This is a genomic window from Arenibacterium halophilum (genome assembly GCF_005938225.1).
GTDB lineage: Bacteria > Pseudomonadota > Alphaproteobacteria > Rhodobacterales > Rhodobacteraceae > Arenibacterium > Arenibacterium halophilum.
This window is the reverse complement of the sequence record NZ_VCPC01000004.1, coordinates 390,345-407,003: the sequence shown is the minus strand read 5'-3', so window position 1 is coordinate 407,003 and position 16,659 is coordinate 390,345. Positions and strand designations below refer to the sequence as shown.

The 16,659-nt window shown below is 64.9% G+C and carries 20 protein-coding genes; 14 read left to right on the top strand and 6 right to left on the bottom strand.

Translation table 11 applies throughout. The features are described from left to right. Window positions 1-38 precede the first annotated feature (38 nt). A complete protein-coding gene (locus FGK64_RS18920) occupies window positions 39-977 on the top strand; it encodes a DMT family transporter (RefSeq protein WP_138865406.1) in 939 nt (312 codons plus the stop codon). Between the two features lie 61 nt (window positions 978-1,038). Beyond that, window positions 1,039-1,638 carry a cob(I)yrinic acid a,c-diamide adenosyltransferase gene (cobO, locus tag FGK64_RS18915; RefSeq protein ID WP_138865405.1) on the top strand — a complete coding sequence of 200 codons (600 nt, stop codon included), beginning with the start codon at window positions 1,039-1,041 and terminating at the stop codon, window positions 1,636-1,638. Window positions 1,639-1,686: 48 nt separating this feature from the next. Here cobO and FGK64_RS18910 read toward each other — a convergent pair whose 3' ends face one another. Beyond that, window positions 1,687-3,237 carry an alkaline phosphatase D family protein gene (locus FGK64_RS18910; protein WP_138865404.1) on the bottom strand — a complete coding sequence of 517 codons (1,551 nt, stop codon included), beginning with the start codon at window positions 3,235-3,237 and terminating at the stop codon, window positions 1,687-1,689. 122 nt (window positions 3,238-3,359) lie between these two features. Beyond that, window positions 3,360-3,797: a MarR family winged helix-turn-helix transcriptional regulator gene (locus FGK64_RS18905; protein WP_138865403.1), complete on the bottom strand. Its 438-nt coding sequence runs from the start codon at window positions 3,795-3,797 to the stop codon at window positions 3,360-3,362. Window positions 3,798-3,907: 110 nt separating this feature from the next. Between FGK64_RS18905 and FGK64_RS18900 the strand changes: the two genes are divergently transcribed. After that, window positions 3,908-4,336, top strand: coding sequence for an organic hydroperoxide resistance protein (locus tag FGK64_RS18900; RefSeq protein WP_138865402.1), 429 nt, complete (start codon window positions 3,908-3,910; stop codon window positions 4,334-4,336). Window positions 4,337-4,353: 17 nt separating this feature from the next. On the opposite strand, the gene FGK64_RS18895 is transcribed toward FGK64_RS18900, so the two are convergent. Together FGK64_RS18895 and FGK64_RS18890 are read right to left on the bottom strand one after the other, a co-directional pair. Next, window positions 4,354-5,118 carry a 23S rRNA (adenine(2030)-N(6))-methyltransferase RlmJ gene (locus FGK64_RS18895; protein ID WP_138865401.1) on the bottom strand — a complete coding sequence of 255 codons (765 nt, stop codon included), beginning with the start codon at window positions 5,116-5,118 and terminating at the stop codon, window positions 4,354-4,356. A gap of 72 nt (window positions 5,119-5,190) precedes the next feature. After that, window positions 5,191-6,057, bottom strand: coding sequence for a branched-chain amino acid aminotransferase (locus FGK64_RS18890; RefSeq protein ID WP_138865400.1), 867 nt, complete (start codon window positions 6,055-6,057; stop codon window positions 5,191-5,193). A gap of 156 nt (window positions 6,058-6,213) precedes the next feature. On the opposite strand from FGK64_RS18890, the gene FGK64_RS18885 reads away from it, so the two are divergent. Genes FGK64_RS18885 through dxs form a run of 6 tightly spaced genes read left to right on the top strand, consistent with a single transcriptional unit; the run spans window position 6,214 to window position 11,461 of the window. Next, a complete protein-coding gene (locus tag FGK64_RS18885; protein WP_138865399.1) occupies window positions 6,214-6,714 on the top strand; it encodes a MarR family winged helix-turn-helix transcriptional regulator in 501 nt (166 codons plus the stop codon). Beyond that, window positions 6,714-7,415, top strand: coding sequence for a response regulator (locus tag FGK64_RS18880; protein ID WP_138865398.1), 702 nt, complete (start codon window positions 6,714-6,716; stop codon window positions 7,413-7,415). The genes FGK64_RS18885 and FGK64_RS18880 overlap by 1 nt, the downstream gene beginning before the upstream one ends. 60 nt (window positions 7,416-7,475) lie before the next feature. After that, a complete protein-coding gene (locus FGK64_RS18875) occupies window positions 7,476-8,402 on the top strand; it encodes a histone deacetylase family protein (RefSeq protein WP_138865397.1) in 927 nt (308 codons plus the stop codon). Further along, on the top strand, window positions 8,399-8,641 hold the full coding sequence (locus FGK64_RS18870; protein WP_138865396.1) for an exodeoxyribonuclease VII small subunit: 243 nt from the start codon (window positions 8,399-8,401) through the stop codon (window positions 8,639-8,641). The genes FGK64_RS18875 and FGK64_RS18870 overlap by 4 nt, the downstream gene beginning before the upstream one ends. 52 nt (window positions 8,642-8,693) lie before the next feature. Then, window positions 8,694-9,509: a polyprenyl synthetase family protein gene (locus FGK64_RS18865; protein WP_138865495.1), complete on the top strand. Its 816-nt coding sequence runs from the start codon at window positions 8,694-8,696 to the stop codon at window positions 9,507-9,509. A 23-nt stretch (window positions 9,510-9,532) separates the two neighbouring features. Next, the gene (gene dxs / locus FGK64_RS18860; RefSeq protein ID WP_138865395.1) at window positions 9,533-11,461 is read left to right on the top strand and encodes a 1-deoxy-D-xylulose-5-phosphate synthase; all 1,929 of its coding nucleotides are present in this window, start codon (window positions 9,533-9,535) and stop codon (window positions 11,459-11,461) included. Here the strand turns inward: dxs and FGK64_RS18855 are convergent. Together FGK64_RS18855 and FGK64_RS18850 are read right to left on the bottom strand one after the other, a co-directional pair. Next, window positions 11,458-12,066, bottom strand: coding sequence for an exopolysaccharide biosynthesis protein (locus tag FGK64_RS18855; protein WP_138865394.1), 609 nt, complete (start codon window positions 12,064-12,066; stop codon window positions 11,458-11,460). The two genes, dxs and FGK64_RS18855, sit on opposite strands and share 4 nt — an antisense overlap. Next, window positions 12,063-12,929 carry an SDR family oxidoreductase gene (locus FGK64_RS18850; RefSeq protein ID WP_138865393.1) on the bottom strand — a complete coding sequence of 289 codons (867 nt, stop codon included), beginning with the start codon at window positions 12,927-12,929 and terminating at the stop codon, window positions 12,063-12,065. Before FGK64_RS18850 ends, FGK64_RS18855 begins: the two co-directional genes overlap by 4 nt. A gap of 109 nt (window positions 12,930-13,038) precedes the next feature. Here FGK64_RS18850 and paaA point away from each other — a divergent pair, with 109 nt between their 5' ends. From paaA to FGK64_RS18825, 5 genes are all read left to right on the top strand, one after another. Beyond that, complete coding sequence (gene paaA, locus FGK64_RS18845) at window positions 13,039-14,028, top strand: 1,2-phenylacetyl-CoA epoxidase subunit PaaA (RefSeq protein ID WP_138865392.1); 990 nt, start codon at window positions 13,039-13,041, stop codon at window positions 14,026-14,028. 62 nt (window positions 14,029-14,090) lie between these two features. Further along, window positions 14,091-14,372: a 1,2-phenylacetyl-CoA epoxidase subunit PaaB gene (gene paaB / locus FGK64_RS18840; protein WP_138865391.1), complete on the top strand. Its 282-nt coding sequence runs from the start codon at window positions 14,091-14,093 to the stop codon at window positions 14,370-14,372. Next, window positions 14,372-15,106, top strand: coding sequence for a 1,2-phenylacetyl-CoA epoxidase subunit PaaC (gene paaC, locus FGK64_RS18835; protein ID WP_138865390.1), 735 nt, complete (start codon window positions 14,372-14,374; stop codon window positions 15,104-15,106). The genes paaB and paaC overlap by 1 nt, the downstream gene beginning before the upstream one ends. Further along, a complete protein-coding gene (paaD, locus tag FGK64_RS18830) occupies window positions 15,100-15,597 on the top strand; it encodes a 1,2-phenylacetyl-CoA epoxidase subunit PaaD (protein ID WP_138865389.1) in 498 nt (165 codons plus the stop codon). The genes paaC and paaD overlap by 7 nt, the downstream gene beginning before the upstream one ends. A 10-nt stretch (window positions 15,598-15,607) precedes the next feature. After that, window positions 15,608-16,657, top strand: coding sequence for a 2Fe-2S iron-sulfur cluster-binding protein (locus FGK64_RS18825; protein ID WP_138865388.1), 1,050 nt, complete (start codon window positions 15,608-15,610; stop codon window positions 16,655-16,657). Window positions 16,658-16,659: the final 2 nt, after the last annotated feature.

Sequence of the window (16,659 nt, the reverse complement as noted above, 5' to 3'; positions counted from 1 at the left end):
GGCTTGCACCCCACAGCCCCCCGCCGCAAGGTCGCGCCATGCCCGCACAAATAACCCAACACCGGCCCGGTCTGGCGATCCTGCTGAAACTGTTGGCGGTGTCGATGTTCGTCGTTACCAGCGCGCTGATCAAGGAGACCGCCGATCAAGTGCCCCCGGGCGAGGCGGTGTTCTTCCGCTCGATCTTTGCGATTCCGGTGATTTTGGTCTGGCTGGCCGCGCGGGGGAAACTGCGCGACGGGCTGGTGGCGCGCAATCTGCGTGGCCACCTGGCGCGTGGGGTGCTTGGCACCACCGCGATGGGGCTGTCCTTTGCCGGGCTCGCCTTTCTGCCCCTGCCCGAGGCGACGGCCATCGGCTATGCCACGCCGATCTTCACGGTGATCCTTGCCGCGGTGATGCTGGGCGAACGCATCCGGCTGTTCCGTATCTCGGCCGTGGCGCTGGGGCTGGTCGGCGTGATGATCATGCTTTGGCCCCGGCTTGGCACATCCAGCGCACTGCAGGATACCGCGACTTTGGGTGCGCTGCTGATCCTTGCCGCAACCATCTGCCGGTCTTTCGTGCAGATCCACATCCGCCAACTGGTCCAGACCGAGGATACCGCCGCCGTAGTGTTCTATTTCTCCTGCACCGCCACGGTTCTGGCCCTGCTGACCGCCCCGTTCGGCTGGGTCATGCCCTCGGGGCATACGTTGCTATTGCTGGTGGCGGTGGGGCTAATCGGGGGGATCGCGCAGATCCTTGTCACCTCGTCCTACCGTTTTGGCCCGGCCTCGATGCTGGCGCCGTTCGACTATGCCTCGCTTCTGGCCGCCATCGTGATCGGGTATTTCTGGTTCTCTGAACTGCCGACGCTGGTGATGCTGGCCGGCGCGCTTCTGGTGGTGGCGGGCAACGGGCTGGTGATCTGGCGCGAACGCCAGCTTGGGCTGATGAACGCCAAGGCGCGCTCGGTCAGCTATCCGAAATCCTGAGGTTTCCTAACCCCGCGCGCGGCGTTAGGGTCCGCCCTGCCCAAAGCGTGGAGAGACAGGAATGACCGAGGCAACCGACCACAAGCAAAAGATGCAGGACGTGCAGGCCAAGCAACGCGCCAAGGTGGCCGAGCGGGTCGACCCCGGCCGCGGGCTGGTGCTGGTGCACACCGGCAAGGGCAAGGGCAAGTCCTCGTCCGCCTTTGGTGTGGTGATCCGCGCGTTGGGCTGGAAACAGACGGTGGGCGTGGTCCAGTTCATCAAGGGCAAATGGATCACGGGCGAACGTCGCTTTTTCGAAGAGGCGGGCAACGTCACCTGGTATTCGATGGGCGAAGGATTCACCTGGGATACGCAAGACAAGGCCCGCGACATCGCCGCCGCCACCGCCGCCTTCGACAAGGCGCGCGAAATGATGCAATCGGGCGATTACGATCTGGTCGTGCTGGACGAAATCAATATCGCGCTGAGATATGAATACCTCTCGGTAGACACTGTTCTGGAGGCGCTGAAGGCGCGGTCCGACCGCACCAGCGTCATCCTGACGGGCCGCGACGCCAAACCCGAGATCTGCGATTATGCCGATACCGTGACCGAGATGGGCGAGACGAAACACGCCTTCCAGAGCGGATTCAAGGCCCAGCGCGGCGTCGATTTCTAAACCGCCAATGGGTGGCAGCGCCCGCCGGAACGGGCGCCGCCAGTTCCGTCAGATCGACATACCGGCAGGGTCCAGCGTGACCTTGAACAGCTCGGTATCGCCGCGATCCATCAGGCGCACCGTCATCTGCTGGGTCGCGCCGTCGATGTCGACCAGTCCGAAGAACTGCAAACCGGCGCTGGGCGGCAGGTTCTGGCCCTGCTCCTCGGTCGGTGCTTTCACGTACTTCAGCTCAGGGCCAAAGGTGCCGTCCAGGTCGGCGGGGCCGAAGGTGCCGGCGTGCAGCGGGCCCGACACGAATTCCCAGAACGGTTCGAAATCCTGAAACTGCGCCTGTTCCGGGTTGTAGTAATGCGCGGCGGTGTAATGCACATCGGCGGTGAACCAGACGGTGTTCTGGATGCGCGCCGATTTGATAAAGCGCAGCAGGTCCGCAATCTCCATCTCGCGGCCCTTGGCTTCGCCACCGTCACCATTGGCCACGGCTTCCTGCCCGCCACCGACAACCAGCCCGATGGGCATGTCGGATGCGATCACCTTCCACGTCGCCTGCGACTGCGCCAACTCGCGTTTCAGCCATGCCACCTGTTCGGTGCCCAGAATGCGGGCGGCGTCGGTCAGCTCGGTCTGCAGGTTTTCCGTGTTCGGGCCGCGATAGCTGCGCATATCCAGGAAGAACACGTCAAGCATCGGGCCATAGTTGATCTTGCGATAGACACGGCCTGGCTCGGCCGGGGTGATGCGCAGCGGGGTCATCTCGTGGAAGGCGCGGGTGGCGCGCTGTTGCAGGACACCGATGGATTTCTCGGTATAGCGGTCGTCGTCCATCATCGAGCGGGTCGAGGACCAGTTGTTGATGACCTCGTGATCGTCCCACTGCATGAAGGTCGGGCAGACGGCGTTCAGCGCGCGGACATGATCGTCCATCATGTTGTATTTCCACTGGCCTCGATATTCGTCCAGCGTTTCCGCGACCTTGCGCTTTTCGTCGGTGACGACGGTGTTCTTCCAGATGATCTGGCCGTCCTTCTCCACCTCGTCCTGCAAGGGGCCATCGGCATAGATGGTGTCGCCCGAATGCAGGAAGAAGTCGGGGCGGTGTTTCGCCATCGTCGCATAGGTCAGCATACCGTCTTCGTCGATGCCCCAGCCTTGGCCGACGGTGTCACCCGACCAGGCAAAGCGCACGTCGCGGCGCGACATCGGCGCGGTGCGGAACTGCCCCACGATCGGGTCCGACAGCAGCGAGGTTTCGGTCAGATCGGCAGCCACGAAGCGGTAGAAGATGTCCTGATCCGAAGGCAGACCCTCGACCAGACGCTTCACCGTCATGTCCGAGGACGGGCCGGTGAACAGCGGCGCAAGCTGGCGCGCGTTGGCAAAGCTTTCGGTGGTGGACACTTCCATCATCACCTTCGCAGGGCGGTCGGTGCGGGTCCAGATCATGCCGGAAACAGTGTCTACATCGCCGGATTGCACGCCGTGCGTGAACACAGGGCGCGAACTGGCGCGGCTGATTGCCGGCATTGCAAGAGCGGCGGTAAAGGCGGTGCCACCAGCCAGGAAGGCGCGGCGCGAAGGGCGGATGAGGTTTGGCATGGGATGTGTCCTTGCTGGCCCGGTGTGGGCGTGAACGATGCAAGGGTTTCAACCGGAGTTTGTAACGCGCAGCCGTAGAGGCCGTGAAACTTTTACCAAGGAATTGTGACGTGTTGGTGCGACTAACCCGCCGCCTCGATCTTGTGCCGCAGCGCCTCGACTCGGGCGCGCAGGTCGGCGACCTCTTCCAGCGACAGGCCCGTGGCCTGGAACACGCAGGCGGTGACCTCAGCGGCCTTGTCTTTCAAGGCGCTGCCTGCGTCAGTCAGATGCACCGTTACAACCCGTTCGTCCTGCGCCCCGCGCCGCCGGTTGATCAGCCCGGCGGTTTCCATGCGTTTCAGCAGCGGAGTCAGAGTATTCGACTCTAACGCGACCTGCTCGCCCAGATCGCCGACGCTGCGCCCGTCGCGGTCCCAAAGGGCGACCAACACAAGATATTGCGGGTAGGTCAGGCCCAGCGGGGCAAGAAGTGGCCGATACAGCCGCATCATCGCGTGGCTGGTTGAATACAGCGCAAAGCACAACAGATCGTCGGTGGTGGGCATCGGTTTGGTCATGACGGTAATTTAATCGCGCACGATCTTTCTGCAAGCCTTGAACTAACCATAGGATGACTTATCTATCGCCTACGATTATATCGCACGCGATACAAAAAGGAGACTCTATCATGGCAATCGATCCGGTCTATACCGCGAAAGCAACGGCAACCGGCGGGCGCGACGGCGCCGCCAAAACTGCTGACGGCTCGCTTGACGTCAAGCTGGGTGTGCCGAAGGAAATGGGCGGCGACGGCAAGGGCAACAACCCCGAGCAGTTGTTCGCGGCGGGCTATGCCGCCTGCTATCTGGGTGCGATGAAGTTCGCCCAGTCCAAGGACAAATCGCTGGCCGAGATCCCGGCAGACGCCAGCGTCGAGGCGCATGTGGGCATCGGCCCGCGCAGCGACACCGGGTTCGGCCTGAAGGTCGATCTGGTTGTGTCGATGCCGGGGCTCGACAAGGCCGAGGTGGAAAAGATCACCGAAGCCGGGCATAAGATCTGTCCCTATTCCAACGCGATCAACGGCAACGTCGACGTGACGACCACCGTAGCCTGACGACATGGCGCGGGCGCTCAGTCGATCATCGGCTCCAGCGCCCGTGCCGCATCTGCCAGCCCCCATGGCGGGTTGGCAATGACCATGCCGCTGCCGATCATGCCGTGCCCGGGCCGCGCCGGGGCAAAGCGCACGCGGTGGTGCAGCACCTCTTCCTCCGGATCGCCCAGTGCAGACACCAACCCGGCATCGGCGCCAGAAGCCAGGATAGGATACCACAGCATCACCACGCCAACCGGCCACTTCCGTCGCAAATTGTGGAAAAGCCGTGGAATAGTGTCGAATTCCGTCTTCACCTCATAGCTCGGGTCGATCAGCAGGGCGCCCCGGCGGGGCGTTGGCGGCACCAGTGACAGCGCCATCTGCGGGCCGTCGGTTTCGCGGACCTCGGCCCCCGGAAAGGCAGCGCGCAAGCCTGCCGCCTCGGCCGGGTGTTTTTCGGCCAGCACCATCCTGTCGCCTTCGCGCAGGAAGGCCCGCGCCACGGCAGGCGAGCCGGGATAGGCCATCGGCCCGCCAATCGCGCGCGCGGCACCCAGCGCGCGCAGGTACGGATGATCGGGTGCGAACCGGGATTCCACGCGCAGGATTCCCGCCGCCGCCTCGCCCGTCTTTTCCGCCTCGGCGCTGGTCAGATCATAGATCCCGCGCCCCGAATGCGTTTCCAGGTAGGTGACGGGCTTGGGCTTGCGCACCATGTAGTCCAGCACTAGCGCCAGCAGCGCGTGCTTGTGTACATCGGCCATGTTCCCGGCGTGATAGCCGTGTTGATAGGACAGCATCGCCTGTTCCTCTCCAGAACCCCAAACGCAAACGGGCGCCCGAAGGCGCCCGCAGACTAACCGTGCAAAAGGTCAGGCGCGAACCAGTTTTTCGTAGCTGTCCGAAATGTCGCGGGTCAGGGCGCCAACCTCGAAGGTGAAGTCGCCGATCTGGCCCACCGGGGTCACCTCGGCCGCGGTGCCGGTCAGCCAGCACTGCTCAAAGCTTTCAAGCTCTTCCGGCATGATGTGGCGTTCATGCACGACGATCTGGCGATCCTTCAGCATCTGGATCACGGTCTGGCGCGTCAGCCCGTTCAGGAAGCAGTCGGCCAGCGGCGTATGCACTTCGCCGTCCTTGACGAAGAAGATGTTGGCGCCGGTCGCCTCGGCCACATAGCCGCGATAATCCATGAACAGCGCGTCCGAGCAGCCCTTGGCCTCGGCCTCGTGCTTGGACATCGTGCAGATCATGTAAAGGCCCGCCGCCTTGGCATGGACCGGGATGGTTTCCGGGCTGGGGCGCTTCCATTTGGAAATGTCGAGCTTGGCGCCCTTGAACTTGGCGTCGCCATAGTAGTTGCCCCATTCCCAGCCGGTGATCGCCAGCCGGACCGGGTTGCGCTTGGCCGACACGCCCATGTCTTCGCCCGCGCCACGCCATGCGACCGCGCGCACGTAGGCGTCCGTCCAGCCGTTGGCGGCCAGCATGTCGTATTTCGCCTTTTCGATTTCCTCGACCGTGTAGGGAATTTCGAAATCCAGCATCTGGGCGGATTTGCGCAGGCGTTCGGAATGCTCGACACCCTTAAAGATCTTGCCGTTGTAGCAGCGTTCGCCTTCGAACACGGAACTGGCATAATGCAGCGCGTGCGACAGGATATGGACATTCGCGTCCCGCCAATCGACCATCTTGCCATCCAGCCAGATTTTGCCATCACGATCGTCATACGCTGCCATCGCGGCTCTCCTTTGCGAACGTCTTTTCATTTGTTGCGCAACATACCCCGATAGATAACGGAAAGTTGCGTGGAAACTGGCGCTGCCTACCGCTTGGGCCTTGGAATGTCAATATCGCTGACTTAAGGTGCCACAAATCGTGACAACGGGGATGGCATGTCGGACGGGCGTACACAGGGCGGCGAGAGCCTGCTTTTTCTGACCGACGAACAGTTGCGTCAGGGAAGCGAGGCAATGTTCTTTGCCTATCGGGGGTTTACCGCCGATCCCGACCGTATCCTGGACGATCTGGCCTATGGCCGCGCGCATCACCGGGCGATTCACTTCATCAATCGCGCGCCGGGCACCACGGTGAACAACCTGCTGACCATTCTGGGCGTGACCAAGCAATCGCTGAACCGCGTGCTGCGCACTCTGGTCGAAGACGGGCTGGTGGAAAGCCGGGTCGGCCATGCCGACAAGCGCGAACGCCATCTGCACCTGACCGACGCGGGCCGCGCGCTGGAGGCGCGACTGTCGGATGCCCAGCGCGCCCGGATGCGCGCCGCCTACCGCGAGGCCGGGCCCGAGGCGGTTTCGGGCTTTCGCCAGGTGCTGGAGGCAATGATGGACCCAGAGCTGCGGCGGGTCTATACACGGCTCAGGGATGGGGTGTGATGGCCGAACTTGATGCACATCTGCTGATTGTCGACGACGACGAGCGGATTCGCGATCTGCTGAAGAAGTTCCTGATGCGGCACGGGTTTCTTGTGACCTCGGCGCGCGATGCCGCCCATGCGCGGCGCATCCTGTCAGGGCTGGATTTCGACCTGATCGTTCTGGACGTGATGATGCCCGGAGAAGATGGCATTTCGCTGACCCGCGCGCTGCGCGAGACCAAGGCGACGCCGATCCTGTTGCTGACCGCGCGGGGCGAGACCGAGAACCGGATTTCGGGGCTGGAAGCCGGGGCGGACGACTACCTCTCGAAGCCGTTCGAACCGAAGGAATTGCTTCTGCGGATCAATGCGATCTTGCGGCGTATGCCCGAGTTGCCCGCCGCGGCCACTGCGCCCAAGGTGCTGACGCTGGGGCCGATCCGCTATGACATCGAGCGCGGCGAGATGTGGCAGGGCGAAGAGATCGTGCGCCTGACTGCCACGGAGAGCCAGTTGATGCGGATTTTCGCCGCCCGCCCCGGCGAAGCCGTGAGCCGCACCAAGCTGGTCGAAGATTTGGGGCGCGACCGGGGGCAGGCGCAGGAACGCGCCGTGGACGTGCAGATCACCCGGCTGCGCCGCAAGATCGAGGCCGACCCGAAGCAGCCCCGGTATCTGCAGACGGTGCGCGGCGCCGGGTATATGCTGGCCCCGGACTGAGCCTTTGCGACGACGCGTTTCCGGCGGCGTCGGATTTTGAGTATTTGGGCAAAGAAGAAGATGACAGTTGCGCTGATCACCCATGCCGATTGTTTGCGGTACGAGACGCCCGATGGCCACCCCGAGCGGGTGGCGCGGCTGGAGCATGTGTTGCTTGCGCTGCAGGATCTGGATTTGCTTCGGGTGACGGCGCCTTTGGCTGCCGAAGATGACGTGCTCCGCATCCACCCGGCCAGTTATCTGGCCGATCTGCGGCGCGCCTTGCCCTTGCAGGGGATCGTGCAGATTGACGGCGATACGTTCCTGTCGCCCGGGTCTCTGGATGCGGCGTTTCGCGCGGCCGGGGCCGCTGTGCGGGCTGTCGATATGGTTTTGGGGGAAGAGGCGCACGCGGCCTTTGCCGCGATCCGCCCGCCGGGGCATCATGCCGAGACGGACGTGGCCATGGGGTTCTGCCTGTTCGGCAATGCGGCATTGGCGGCGAAACATGCCCTGGATCATCACGGGCTGTCTCGGGTCGCCGTGGTGGATTTCGACGTGCATCACGGCAATGGCACGCAGGATTTGCTGTGGGACGAGCCACGCGCGCTGGTGATCACCAGCCAGCAGATGCCGCTGTGGCCGGGATCGGGCCGGGCCGATGAAACCGGGGCGCATGACACGATTCTGAACATTCCGCTGACCCCCGACAGCGATGGCGCGGCGATGCGCGCGGCCTATACGCGGCTGGCCCTGCCCCGGTTGCGTACCTTCAAGCCCGAGCTGATCGTGATCTCGGCCGGGTTCGACGCCCATCGTGATGACCCGCTGGCCCAGCTGATGTGGGAGACCGAGGATTTCGCCTGGCTGACCCGCGAGATTTGCGCGGTGGCGGCAGAGTGCTGTGGCGGGCGCGTGGTCTCGACTTTGGAGGGCGGCTATGATCTGAAGGCGCTTGCCGCGTCGGCCCGGGCGCATGTGGAAGAATTGATCAAGGCAGCGACATGACCGAGACACCCGTTACAGACCTGAGCTTTGAACAGGCGATGAAAGAGCTGGAGAGCGTTGTCGACAAGCTGGAGCGCGGCGATGTGGCGCTGGACCAGTCGATTTCGCTGTATGAACGCGGCGCGGCGCTGAAGAAACGCTGCGACGAAGAGCTGAGGCGGGCCGAGGAAAAGGTGGCCGCGATCACGCTGGACGGCAATGGCGCCCCCACCGGAACCAAGCCTGTCGAAGGAATGTGACGTGATCCAGGATCGGCTGTCGACCGTCGGCGGGGCGGTTCAGGCCCATCTGATGACCTGCCTTGACGGGCTGGCACCGCTGCCATTGAGCGATGCGATGCATCATGCCTGCCGGGGTGGCAAGGGGCTGCGCGGGTTTCTGGTGATGGAATCGGCGCGGCTGCACGGGGTGGATGCGGCGCGCGCGCTGTGGCCTGCCGCCGCGATCGAGGCGATGCACGCCTATTCGCTTGTGCACGACGATCTGCCCGCGATGGATGACGACGATCTGCGCCGGGGGCTGCCCACCGTTCATATCAAGTGGGACGAGGCGACCGCGATCCTTGCGGGCGATGCCTTGCAGGCGCTGGCGTTCGAGCTGGTGAGCGATGCGCGGTGTGGCGAGGCAGAGGCGCGGGCCGCACTGTCGCTGGGGCTGGCCCGGGCGGCGGGCGCGCGCGGCATGGTGCTGGGGCAGGCGCTGGACATTGCGGCCGAGGCCGCCGGCACGCCGCTGGATCTGGACGCGATCACCCGGTTGCAGGCGGGCAAGACCGGCGCGCTGATCGAATGGGCCGCCACGGCGGGCGCGGTGATGGCGGGGGCCGATACCGGGCCGCTGGGCCGCTATGCGCGCGACCTCGGGCTGGCGTTCCAGATTGCCGATGACATTCTGGATGTCGAAGGCGACGAGGCCAAGACCGGCAAGCGGCTGCAAAAGGATGCGGCGGCGGGCAAGGCGACATTCGTGTCGCTGCTGGGGCTGGACGCGGCAAAGCGGCGCGCCCGCGATCTGGTGACATCGGCCTGCGATGCCCTAAGTTCCTATGGTGCGGGGGCCGAAACCTTGCGGGAGACCGCTCGCTTCGTTATCTCGCGCGAAAGCTGATCCCGCCCAGACTGGAGGCGCCGTTGTCCGACCGACCTGCCACGCCCTTGCTGGACCGCATTTCGCGGCCCGCCGACCTGAAACACCTCAGCGATGCCGAGCTGACGCAGGTGGCGCACGAGCTGCGGGCCGAGACGATTTCGGCCGTGTCGGTCACCGGCGGGCATCTGGGCGCGGGGCTTGGCGTGACCGAGCTGACGGTGGCGCTGCACGCGGTGTTCGACACGCCCAGGGACAAGATCATCTGGGACGTCGGGCACCAGTGTTACCCCCACAAAATCCTGACCGAGCGGCGCGACCGGATTCGCACGCTGCGCATGAAGGACGGGTTGAGCGGGTTCACCAAACGCTCGGAATCGCCTTACGACCCGTTCGGGGCGGCGCATTCGTCGACTTCGATCAGCGCGGCGCTGGGCTTTGCCGTGGCGCGTGACCTGGGCGGCAACCCGCCCGAGGGGCTGGGCGATACGGTTGCGGTGATCGGCGATGGCGCGATGAGCGCGGGCATGGCGTTCGAGGCGATGAACAACGCCGGGCATCTGAAGAAGCGCATGTTCGTGATCCTGAACGACAACGAAATGTCGATTGCGCCGCCGGTCGGCGCGCTGTCGTCGCATCTGTCGCGGCTATATGCCGAGGCGCCGCTGCACGATCTGAAGGCCGCTGCCAAGGGCGCGGTATCCCTGCTGCCCGGGCCGTTCCGCGAAGGTGCCAAGCGCGCCAAGGAGATGCTGAAGGGCATGGCGATGGGCGGCTCGCTGTTCGAGGCGTTGGGCTTTTCCTATATCGGCCCCATCGACGGGCACGACATGGACGCGCTGCTGCCGATCCTGCGCACCATGCGCGCGCGGGCGACGGGGCCGGTGCTGCTGCATGTGCTGACGCGCAAGGGCAAGGGCTATGCCCCGGCGGAACGTGCGCGCGACAAGGGCCATGCCACGGCCAAATTCGACGTGGTGACCGGCGAGCAGAAGAAAGCGCCGTCGAACGCGCCCAGCTATACCCGCATTTTTGGCGACGAGCTGACCCGGCTGGCGGGCGAGGACGACAAGATTTGCGCGGTGACGGCGGCGATGCCCGATGGCACCGGGCTGAACCTGTTTGCCGAACGCTTTCCCAGCCGCTGTTTCGACGTGGGCATTGCCGAGCAGCACGGCGTGACCTTTTCCGCCGCGCTGGCCGCCGGCGGGATGAAACCGTTCTGCGCGATGTATTCCACCTTCTTGCAGCGCGGCTATGATCAGGTTGTGCATGACGTGGCGATTCAGCGACTGCCGGTGCGCTTTGCCATCGACCGCGCCGGGCTGGTGGGGGCCGATGGCGCCACCCATGCAGGCAGTTTCGATGTGGCCTACCTGGCCAACCTGCCGGGGTTCGTGGTGATGGCCGCCGCCGACGAGGCCGAGTTGAAACACATGGTCGCCACCGCTGCCGCCCATGACGAGGGGCCGATTGCCTTCCGCTATCCGCGCGGCGAAGGCACCGGGGTCGAGCTGCCGGAAAAGGGCGAAGTTCTGGAGATCGGGAAGGGCCGCATTGTGCGCGAGGGCGCGCGGGTGGCGATCCTGTCATTCGGCACCCGTCTGGCCGAGGTCGAACAGGCCGCCGAGGCGCTGGCCGCGCGCGGCATTTCCCCCACCGTGGCGGATGCGCGTTTTGCCAAGCCGCTGGACCGCGACCTGATCCTGCGGCTGGCGGCGGACCACGAGGCGCTGATCACCATCGAGGAAGGCGCGATTGGCGGCTTTGGCAGCCATGTGGCGCAGCTTCTGGCCGAGGAAGGGCAGTTCGATACCGGGCTGAAATTCCGCTCGATGGTACTGCCGGATACCTTCATCGACCATGCCAGCCCGGCCGACATGTACGCGAGTGCCGGCATGAATGCGGCGGATATCGAGGCAAAGGTGCTGGATGTGCTGGGCGTCGCGCGGATTGGCGAAAAGCGCGCCTAGATCAGCCACCAGACCAGTGCGCCCATCGCGCCGATCACGCAGTAGCCCAGGAAGGCATAAAGCCCGTCGTGGGTCAGCAGACCAAAGGTCAGCAGCGCCAACGCCGTGGCACCGACCGAGGTGACCATCGGCAACAGTTCCAGCGCGGGCCATGTCAGCGGCAGCAGAACGCAAACCAGAAAGGCCACCGTGCGTGCGGGGCCTCGGGTGAGCAGGCGCAGGCGAGCGTGGGAATGACGATCAACCCAGGCGCAGGGCTTTTGCAGCCAGTCGAACCCGCGCCGCAGCTTGCTGGCATCGACCCGGCGGCGCAGGATGAACCCCGGCAGCCACAGATGCCGCCGCCCCATCAGCCCCTGCACCGCGATCAGCACGATGATCACGGCGGAAATCGTCGGCACCGTCGGGATCCCCGAGACAGGCGAAATCAGGATCACCGAAATTGCCAGCAGCAGCGGGGTAAAGCTGCGCTCGCCCAAGGCGCCCAGCAGATCGGCCACACTTGCCTTGTCACCATTCGTCGCTCGACGCAGGGCATCCAGCAGATCGGTCAGCCCGCGCAGCCGCGCGGGCGTGGGTTGGTGATCGGCGGTGGCGTCGGTCATTCGGTGGGGGGATCCTGTTCCAGCAAGGCACGCAGGCCGCTGCGATAATCAGGATACAGCAACCGGATTCCCAACGCCTGCTTGATGCGATGGTTCCGCACCCGCTTGCTCTCGGCATAGAACGACCGTGCCATGGGCGTCATCTCGGCCTCGTCATAGAGGACCGCGGGCGGCACTGGCAGGCCCAGCAGCTCGGCGGCATGGGCGATCACCTCTTGCGGCGGGGCCGGGTCGTCGTCGCAGCAGTTGTAGATCGCACCGGGATCGGGCCGGTCGATGGATGCCGCCACGATCTGGGCGATGTCATCTACGTGGATGCGCGAAAACACCTGCCCCTTCTTGATGATCCGCCGCGCCGTGCCCGCGCGCACCTTGGCGAAAGGGCCGCGCCCGGGGCCGTAAATCCCGGCCAGCCGGAAGATGTGCAGCGGCAGACCCGGCACCGCCTGCCAGTCGGCTTCGGCCTGCATCCGCCAGCGCCCGCGCCGGGTGGACGGCGCAAGCGGCGTGGTTTCATCGACCCAGCCGCCGTCATGGTCGCCATAAACGCCGGTGGTCGAGAGATAGCCCGCCCAGTCCAGCCGGGGCGCGATGCGGGCGATGGTGTCGCCCAGCGCGTTCAGAACCGGATCACCATCAGCCGTGGGCCCGGCCGAGATCAGCAGATGCGTCGCCTGCTCCAGCCCCGGCGGCACCCCCCCGTCGCCCGGAAAGATCACCGGCTCGATCCCCGTTTCGCGCAGTGATTCGGCCTTTTCCGCCGTCCGCGTGGTGCCGATGATGCGCCAGCCGCGCGGCAGCAGCAGCCGCGCCAGGGCCTGCGCGCTGTAGCCGTGTCCGAAGGAAAACAATATCTTGTCCATATCGCTTGATGACCCGCCCCGCCCGGCAACTCAAGCGTTACAAAGATTTCTTGATTTTGCATTTTTCGTAACATATCATGCAAGCAGAAAGCGAGGAGGAGCCCGAGCCATGTACAGCCAAGGTCTGATCGGCGCCGATGGGCGCACCGAGGAAACGCCGGAGTTTCTGGCCGCCTTCCAGGCGCGCGTGGATGCCGAGCAAAAGATCGAACCCAACGACGACATGCCCGAAGGCTATCGCCGCACGCTGGTGCGTCAGATTGGCCAGCACGCGCATTCGGAAATCGTCGGGATGCTGCCCGAGGGCAACTGGATCACCCGGGCGCCCAGCCTGCGCCGCAAGGCCGCGCTGCTGGCCAAGGTGCAGGACGAAGGCGGGCACGGCCTGTATCTCTACTCTGCCGCTGAAACGCTGGGCGTCACCCGCAAGCAGATGACCGAAGAACTGCTGGACGGGCGCGCGAAATATTCGTCGATCTTCAACTATCCCACGCTGTCATGGGCCGATATCGGCACCATCGGCTGGCTGGTGGATGGCGCTGCGATCATGAACCAGATCCCGCTGTGCCGCTGTTCCTATGGCCCCTATGCCCGCGCGATGATCCGCGTCTGCAAGGAAGAGAGCTTTCACCAGCGGCAGGGGTACGAGATTGTCATGACCCTTGCGCGCGGCACGCCCGAGCAAAAGGCGATGGCGCAGGACAGCCTGAACCGCTGGTGGTGGCCCTCGATCATGATGTTCGGCCCGCATGACGCCGACAGCCAGCACTCGGATCAGTCGATGGCGTGGAAGATCAAACGCTTCACCAACGACGAACTGCGCCAGAAATTCATCGACGCGACCGTGCCGCAGGCCGAGTTCCTTGGCCTGACGATCCCCGACCCCGAACTGAAGTGGAACGAGGAAAAGGGCGGCTACGATCACGGCCCGATCGACTGGGACGAATTCTGGCGCGTGGTCAAAGGTTTCGGGCCCTGCGCGCGCGACCGTGTCGCCGCCCGCAAGAAGGCATGGGACGATGGCGAATGGGTGCGCGAGGCCGCGCTGGCCCATGCCGAAAAGCGCCGCGCCCGCAAGCTGGCCGTCGCCGCCGAGTAACGCGCATTCAGCGGGGGGCACGCCCCCGCACCCCGGAAATTCTTTATAAGAAGGAAACCACCATGACTGGTGAAGTCCCCCTTTGGGAAGTGTTCATTCGCCCGCGCAACGGGCTGTCACATAAACACGTCGGCTCGCTTCATGCCACGGACGAGGTGATGGCCCTGCAAGCCGCGCGCGATGTCTATACGCGCCGGGGCGAAGGCAATTCGATCTGGGTCGTGCCCTCGGCCGCGATCACCGCCAGCGACCCCGATCAGGCGGGCGAGAATTTCGAGCCGGGCGAGAAAATCTATCGTCACCCGACGTTCTACGACATCCCCGAACAAGTGGGGCACATGTGATGCCCCTGTTCGACGCGCTTCTGGAACTGGCCGACGATCACCTGGTGCTGGGCCACCGGGTCAGCGAATGGTGCGGCCACGCGCCGATGCTCGAGGAAGATCTGGCGATGCCGAACATGGCGCTCGACATGATCGGAACGGCGCGGTCGCTGTACGACTATGCTGGGCAGGTCGAGGGCAAGGGCCGAGGCGAGGACGATCTGGCCTATCTGCGCAGCGAACGCGAGTATCGCAACCTGCTGCTGGTCGAACGGCCCAACGGCGATTTCGCCCATACCATGTTGCGCCAGCTGTATTTCGCGGCCTTCATGCACCCCTATTGGACCGCCGCGCTGACCAGCGAGGATGAAACCATTCAGGGCATCGCGGGCAAGGCGGTCAAGGAAATGGCCTATCACATCCGCCACGCGGGCGAATGGGTGATCCGGCTGGGCGATGGCACCGAGGAAAGCGCGCGCCGCATGGCCGACGCTGCCGAGGCGCTGTCGATCTATGTGGGCGAGCTGTTCGAGGAAGGCGCCGCCGAAGACGTGCCCGCACTGCCCCGCCGTGCCGATCTGCGTGCGACCTGGGAGGCGACGATCGCCGAGGTCTTTGACGAAGCCGGGATGACATTTGAGCCGTCGAAATACCCGCAAAGCGGCGGGCGCGACGGGCGGCATGGCGAACAGCTGGGGCATATGCTGGCCGAGATGCAATCGGTCCACCGGGCCCATCCGGGCGCGACGTGGTAACCGAGGCCACATCGCTGGACGAGGCCCGCGCCTGGGCCGCCGCCGCCGCCGTGCCCGACCCAGAGGTGCCCTGCGTCACGGTGGCCGACCTTGGCATTCTGCGCTGGGTGCGGATGCAGGATGGCGTGGCCGTGGCGGGCGTCACCCCGACCTATTCGGGCTGCCCCGCCGTGCTGGCCATCGAACTGGCGGTCGAGGCCGCGCTTCTGCAAGCCGGGTTCGAGGCACGGATCGAACGGGTCATGTCGCCGCCCTGGACGACCGATTGGGTCACGGATGAGGGCCGCGAGAAGCTGCGCGCCTACGGGATCGCGCCGCCGGTCGAAAGCACGGGGTCGAAACTGGCGCTGTTCGGCGAAACCACCGTGCCCTGCCCGAAATGCGGCAGCACCGACACCGAGAAACTTTCCGAATTCGGCTCGACCGCCTGCAAGGCGCATTACCGCTGCTGCGCCTGTGCCGAACCGTTCGACTATTTCAAATGCATCTGAGGGGCACGACATGTTCCACGATCTGACCATCTCTGACATTCGCCGCGAAACCGCCGACAGCGTCGCCATCAGCTTTGACGTGCCCGAGGCGCTGCGCGACACCTTTGCCTACCGCCCCGGCCAGTATCTGACGCTGCGCGCCGACATTGACGGCGCCGATGTGCGCCGGTCCTATTCCATTGCCAGCGCGCCGGGGACGGCGTTGACCGTGGGGGTGAAACAGATCGCCGATGGCGTGTTTTCTGGCTTTGCCCAGGGGCTGACGCCCGGTGCAAAGCTGGCCGTGATGGCACCCGAAGGCCGGTTCTGCGTGAATGGCGAAAGCGACATCGTGCTGATTGCCGCCGGGTCGGGGATCACGCCGATGGTGTCCATCGCCTCCGAAGCGTTGGCGCGCGGCGCCAATGTCACGCTGGTCTACGGCAACCGTCAAAGCGACAGCATCATGTTCCGCGCCACGCTGGACGCGCTGAAAGACCGCTACTTGGAACAGTTCCGCCTGATCCACATCCTCTCGCGCGAGGCGCAGGATGTGCCGCTGCTGAACGGGCGCATCACAGGCGAAAAGGTTGCCCAGCTGGCGAAATCAGGCGCGGTCGATCTGAAGGCCGCCGATGGCGTGTTCCTGTGCGGGCCGGGCGCGATGATCGACGATGTGGCAGACACGCTGAAAGGCGCGGGTGTCGCACCCGAGCGCATTCATTTCGAACGTTTCTATCAGGACGGCGAAGCCCCCCGCGCGCCCCGCTCGGCGCAGGCCGAAGCCGCCGCCAAATCTGGCGTGGCCGTGACCGTGGTGCTGGATGGGGCCTCGCGCAGCTTCACCGTGGAAGAAGGCGACGACACCGTGCTGGATGCCGCCGCGCGTCAGGGGCTGGAACTGCCGTTTTCCTGCAAGGGCGGCATGTGCTGCACCTGCCGCTGCAAGGTGGCCGAGGGCAGCGCTGAAATGGCGGTGAACTATTCGCTGGAACCATGGGAGACCGAGGCCGGGTTCACGCTTGCCTGTCAGGCCCGCCCGACCAGTGACACGCTGGTGCTGGATTTCGACGCGGCTTGAAA

What these genes read in the sequence shown, in the direction of transcription:
- FGK64_RS18905 (WP_138865403.1), bottom strand. Translation starts at nt 3,797, where the DNA reads ATGACCAAACCGATGCCCACCACCGACGATCTGTTGTGCTTTGCGCTG.
- FGK64_RS18870 (WP_138865396.1), top strand. Translation starts at nt 8,399, where the DNA reads ATGACCGAGACACCCGTTACAGACCTGAGCTTTGAACAGGCGATGAAA.
- FGK64_RS18920 (WP_138865406.1), top strand. Translation starts at nt 39, where the DNA reads ATGCCCGCACAAATAACCCAACACCGGCCCGGTCTGGCGATCCTGCTG.
- FGK64_RS18895 (WP_138865401.1), bottom strand. Translation starts at nt 5,118, where the DNA reads ATGCTGTCCTATCAACACGGCTATCACGCCGGGAACATGGCCGATGTA.
- FGK64_RS18900 (WP_138865402.1), top strand. Translation starts at nt 3,908, where the DNA reads ATGGCAATCGATCCGGTCTATACCGCGAAAGCAACGGCAACCGGCGGG.
- cobO (WP_138865405.1), top strand. Translation starts at nt 1,039, where the DNA reads ATGACCGAGGCAACCGACCACAAGCAAAAGATGCAGGACGTGCAGGCC.
- paaA (WP_138865392.1), top strand. Translation starts at nt 13,039, where the DNA reads ATGTACAGCCAAGGTCTGATCGGCGCCGATGGGCGCACCGAGGAAACG.
- FGK64_RS18865 (WP_138865495.1), top strand. Translation starts at nt 8,694, where the DNA reads ATGACCTGCCTTGACGGGCTGGCACCGCTGCCATTGAGCGATGCGATG.
- FGK64_RS18850 (WP_138865393.1), bottom strand. Translation starts at nt 12,929, where the DNA reads ATGGACAAGATATTGTTTTCCTTCGGACACGGCTACAGCGCGCAGGCC.
- paaC (WP_138865390.1), top strand. Translation starts at nt 14,372, where the DNA reads ATGCCCCTGTTCGACGCGCTTCTGGAACTGGCCGACGATCACCTGGTG.
- FGK64_RS18910 (WP_138865404.1), bottom strand. Translation starts at nt 3,237, where the DNA reads ATGCCAAACCTCATCCGCCCTTCGCGCCGCGCCTTCCTGGCTGGTGGC.
- FGK64_RS18885 (WP_138865399.1), top strand. Translation starts at nt 6,214, where the DNA reads ATGTCGGACGGGCGTACACAGGGCGGCGAGAGCCTGCTTTTTCTGACC.
- FGK64_RS18825 (WP_138865388.1), top strand. Translation starts at nt 15,608, where the DNA reads ATGTTCCACGATCTGACCATCTCTGACATTCGCCGCGAAACCGCCGAC.
- FGK64_RS18880 (WP_138865398.1), top strand. Translation starts at nt 6,714, where the DNA reads ATGGCCGAACTTGATGCACATCTGCTGATTGTCGACGACGACGAGCGG.
- FGK64_RS18855 (WP_138865394.1), bottom strand. Translation starts at nt 12,066, where the DNA reads ATGACCGACGCCACCGCCGATCACCAACCCACGCCCGCGCGGCTGCGC.
- paaB (WP_138865391.1), top strand. Translation starts at nt 14,091, where the DNA reads ATGACTGGTGAAGTCCCCCTTTGGGAAGTGTTCATTCGCCCGCGCAAC.
- FGK64_RS18875 (WP_138865397.1), top strand. Translation starts at nt 7,476, where the DNA reads ATGACAGTTGCGCTGATCACCCATGCCGATTGTTTGCGGTACGAGACG.
- FGK64_RS18890 (WP_138865400.1), bottom strand. Translation starts at nt 6,057, where the DNA reads ATGGCAGCGTATGACGATCGTGATGGCAAAATCTGGCTGGATGGCAAG.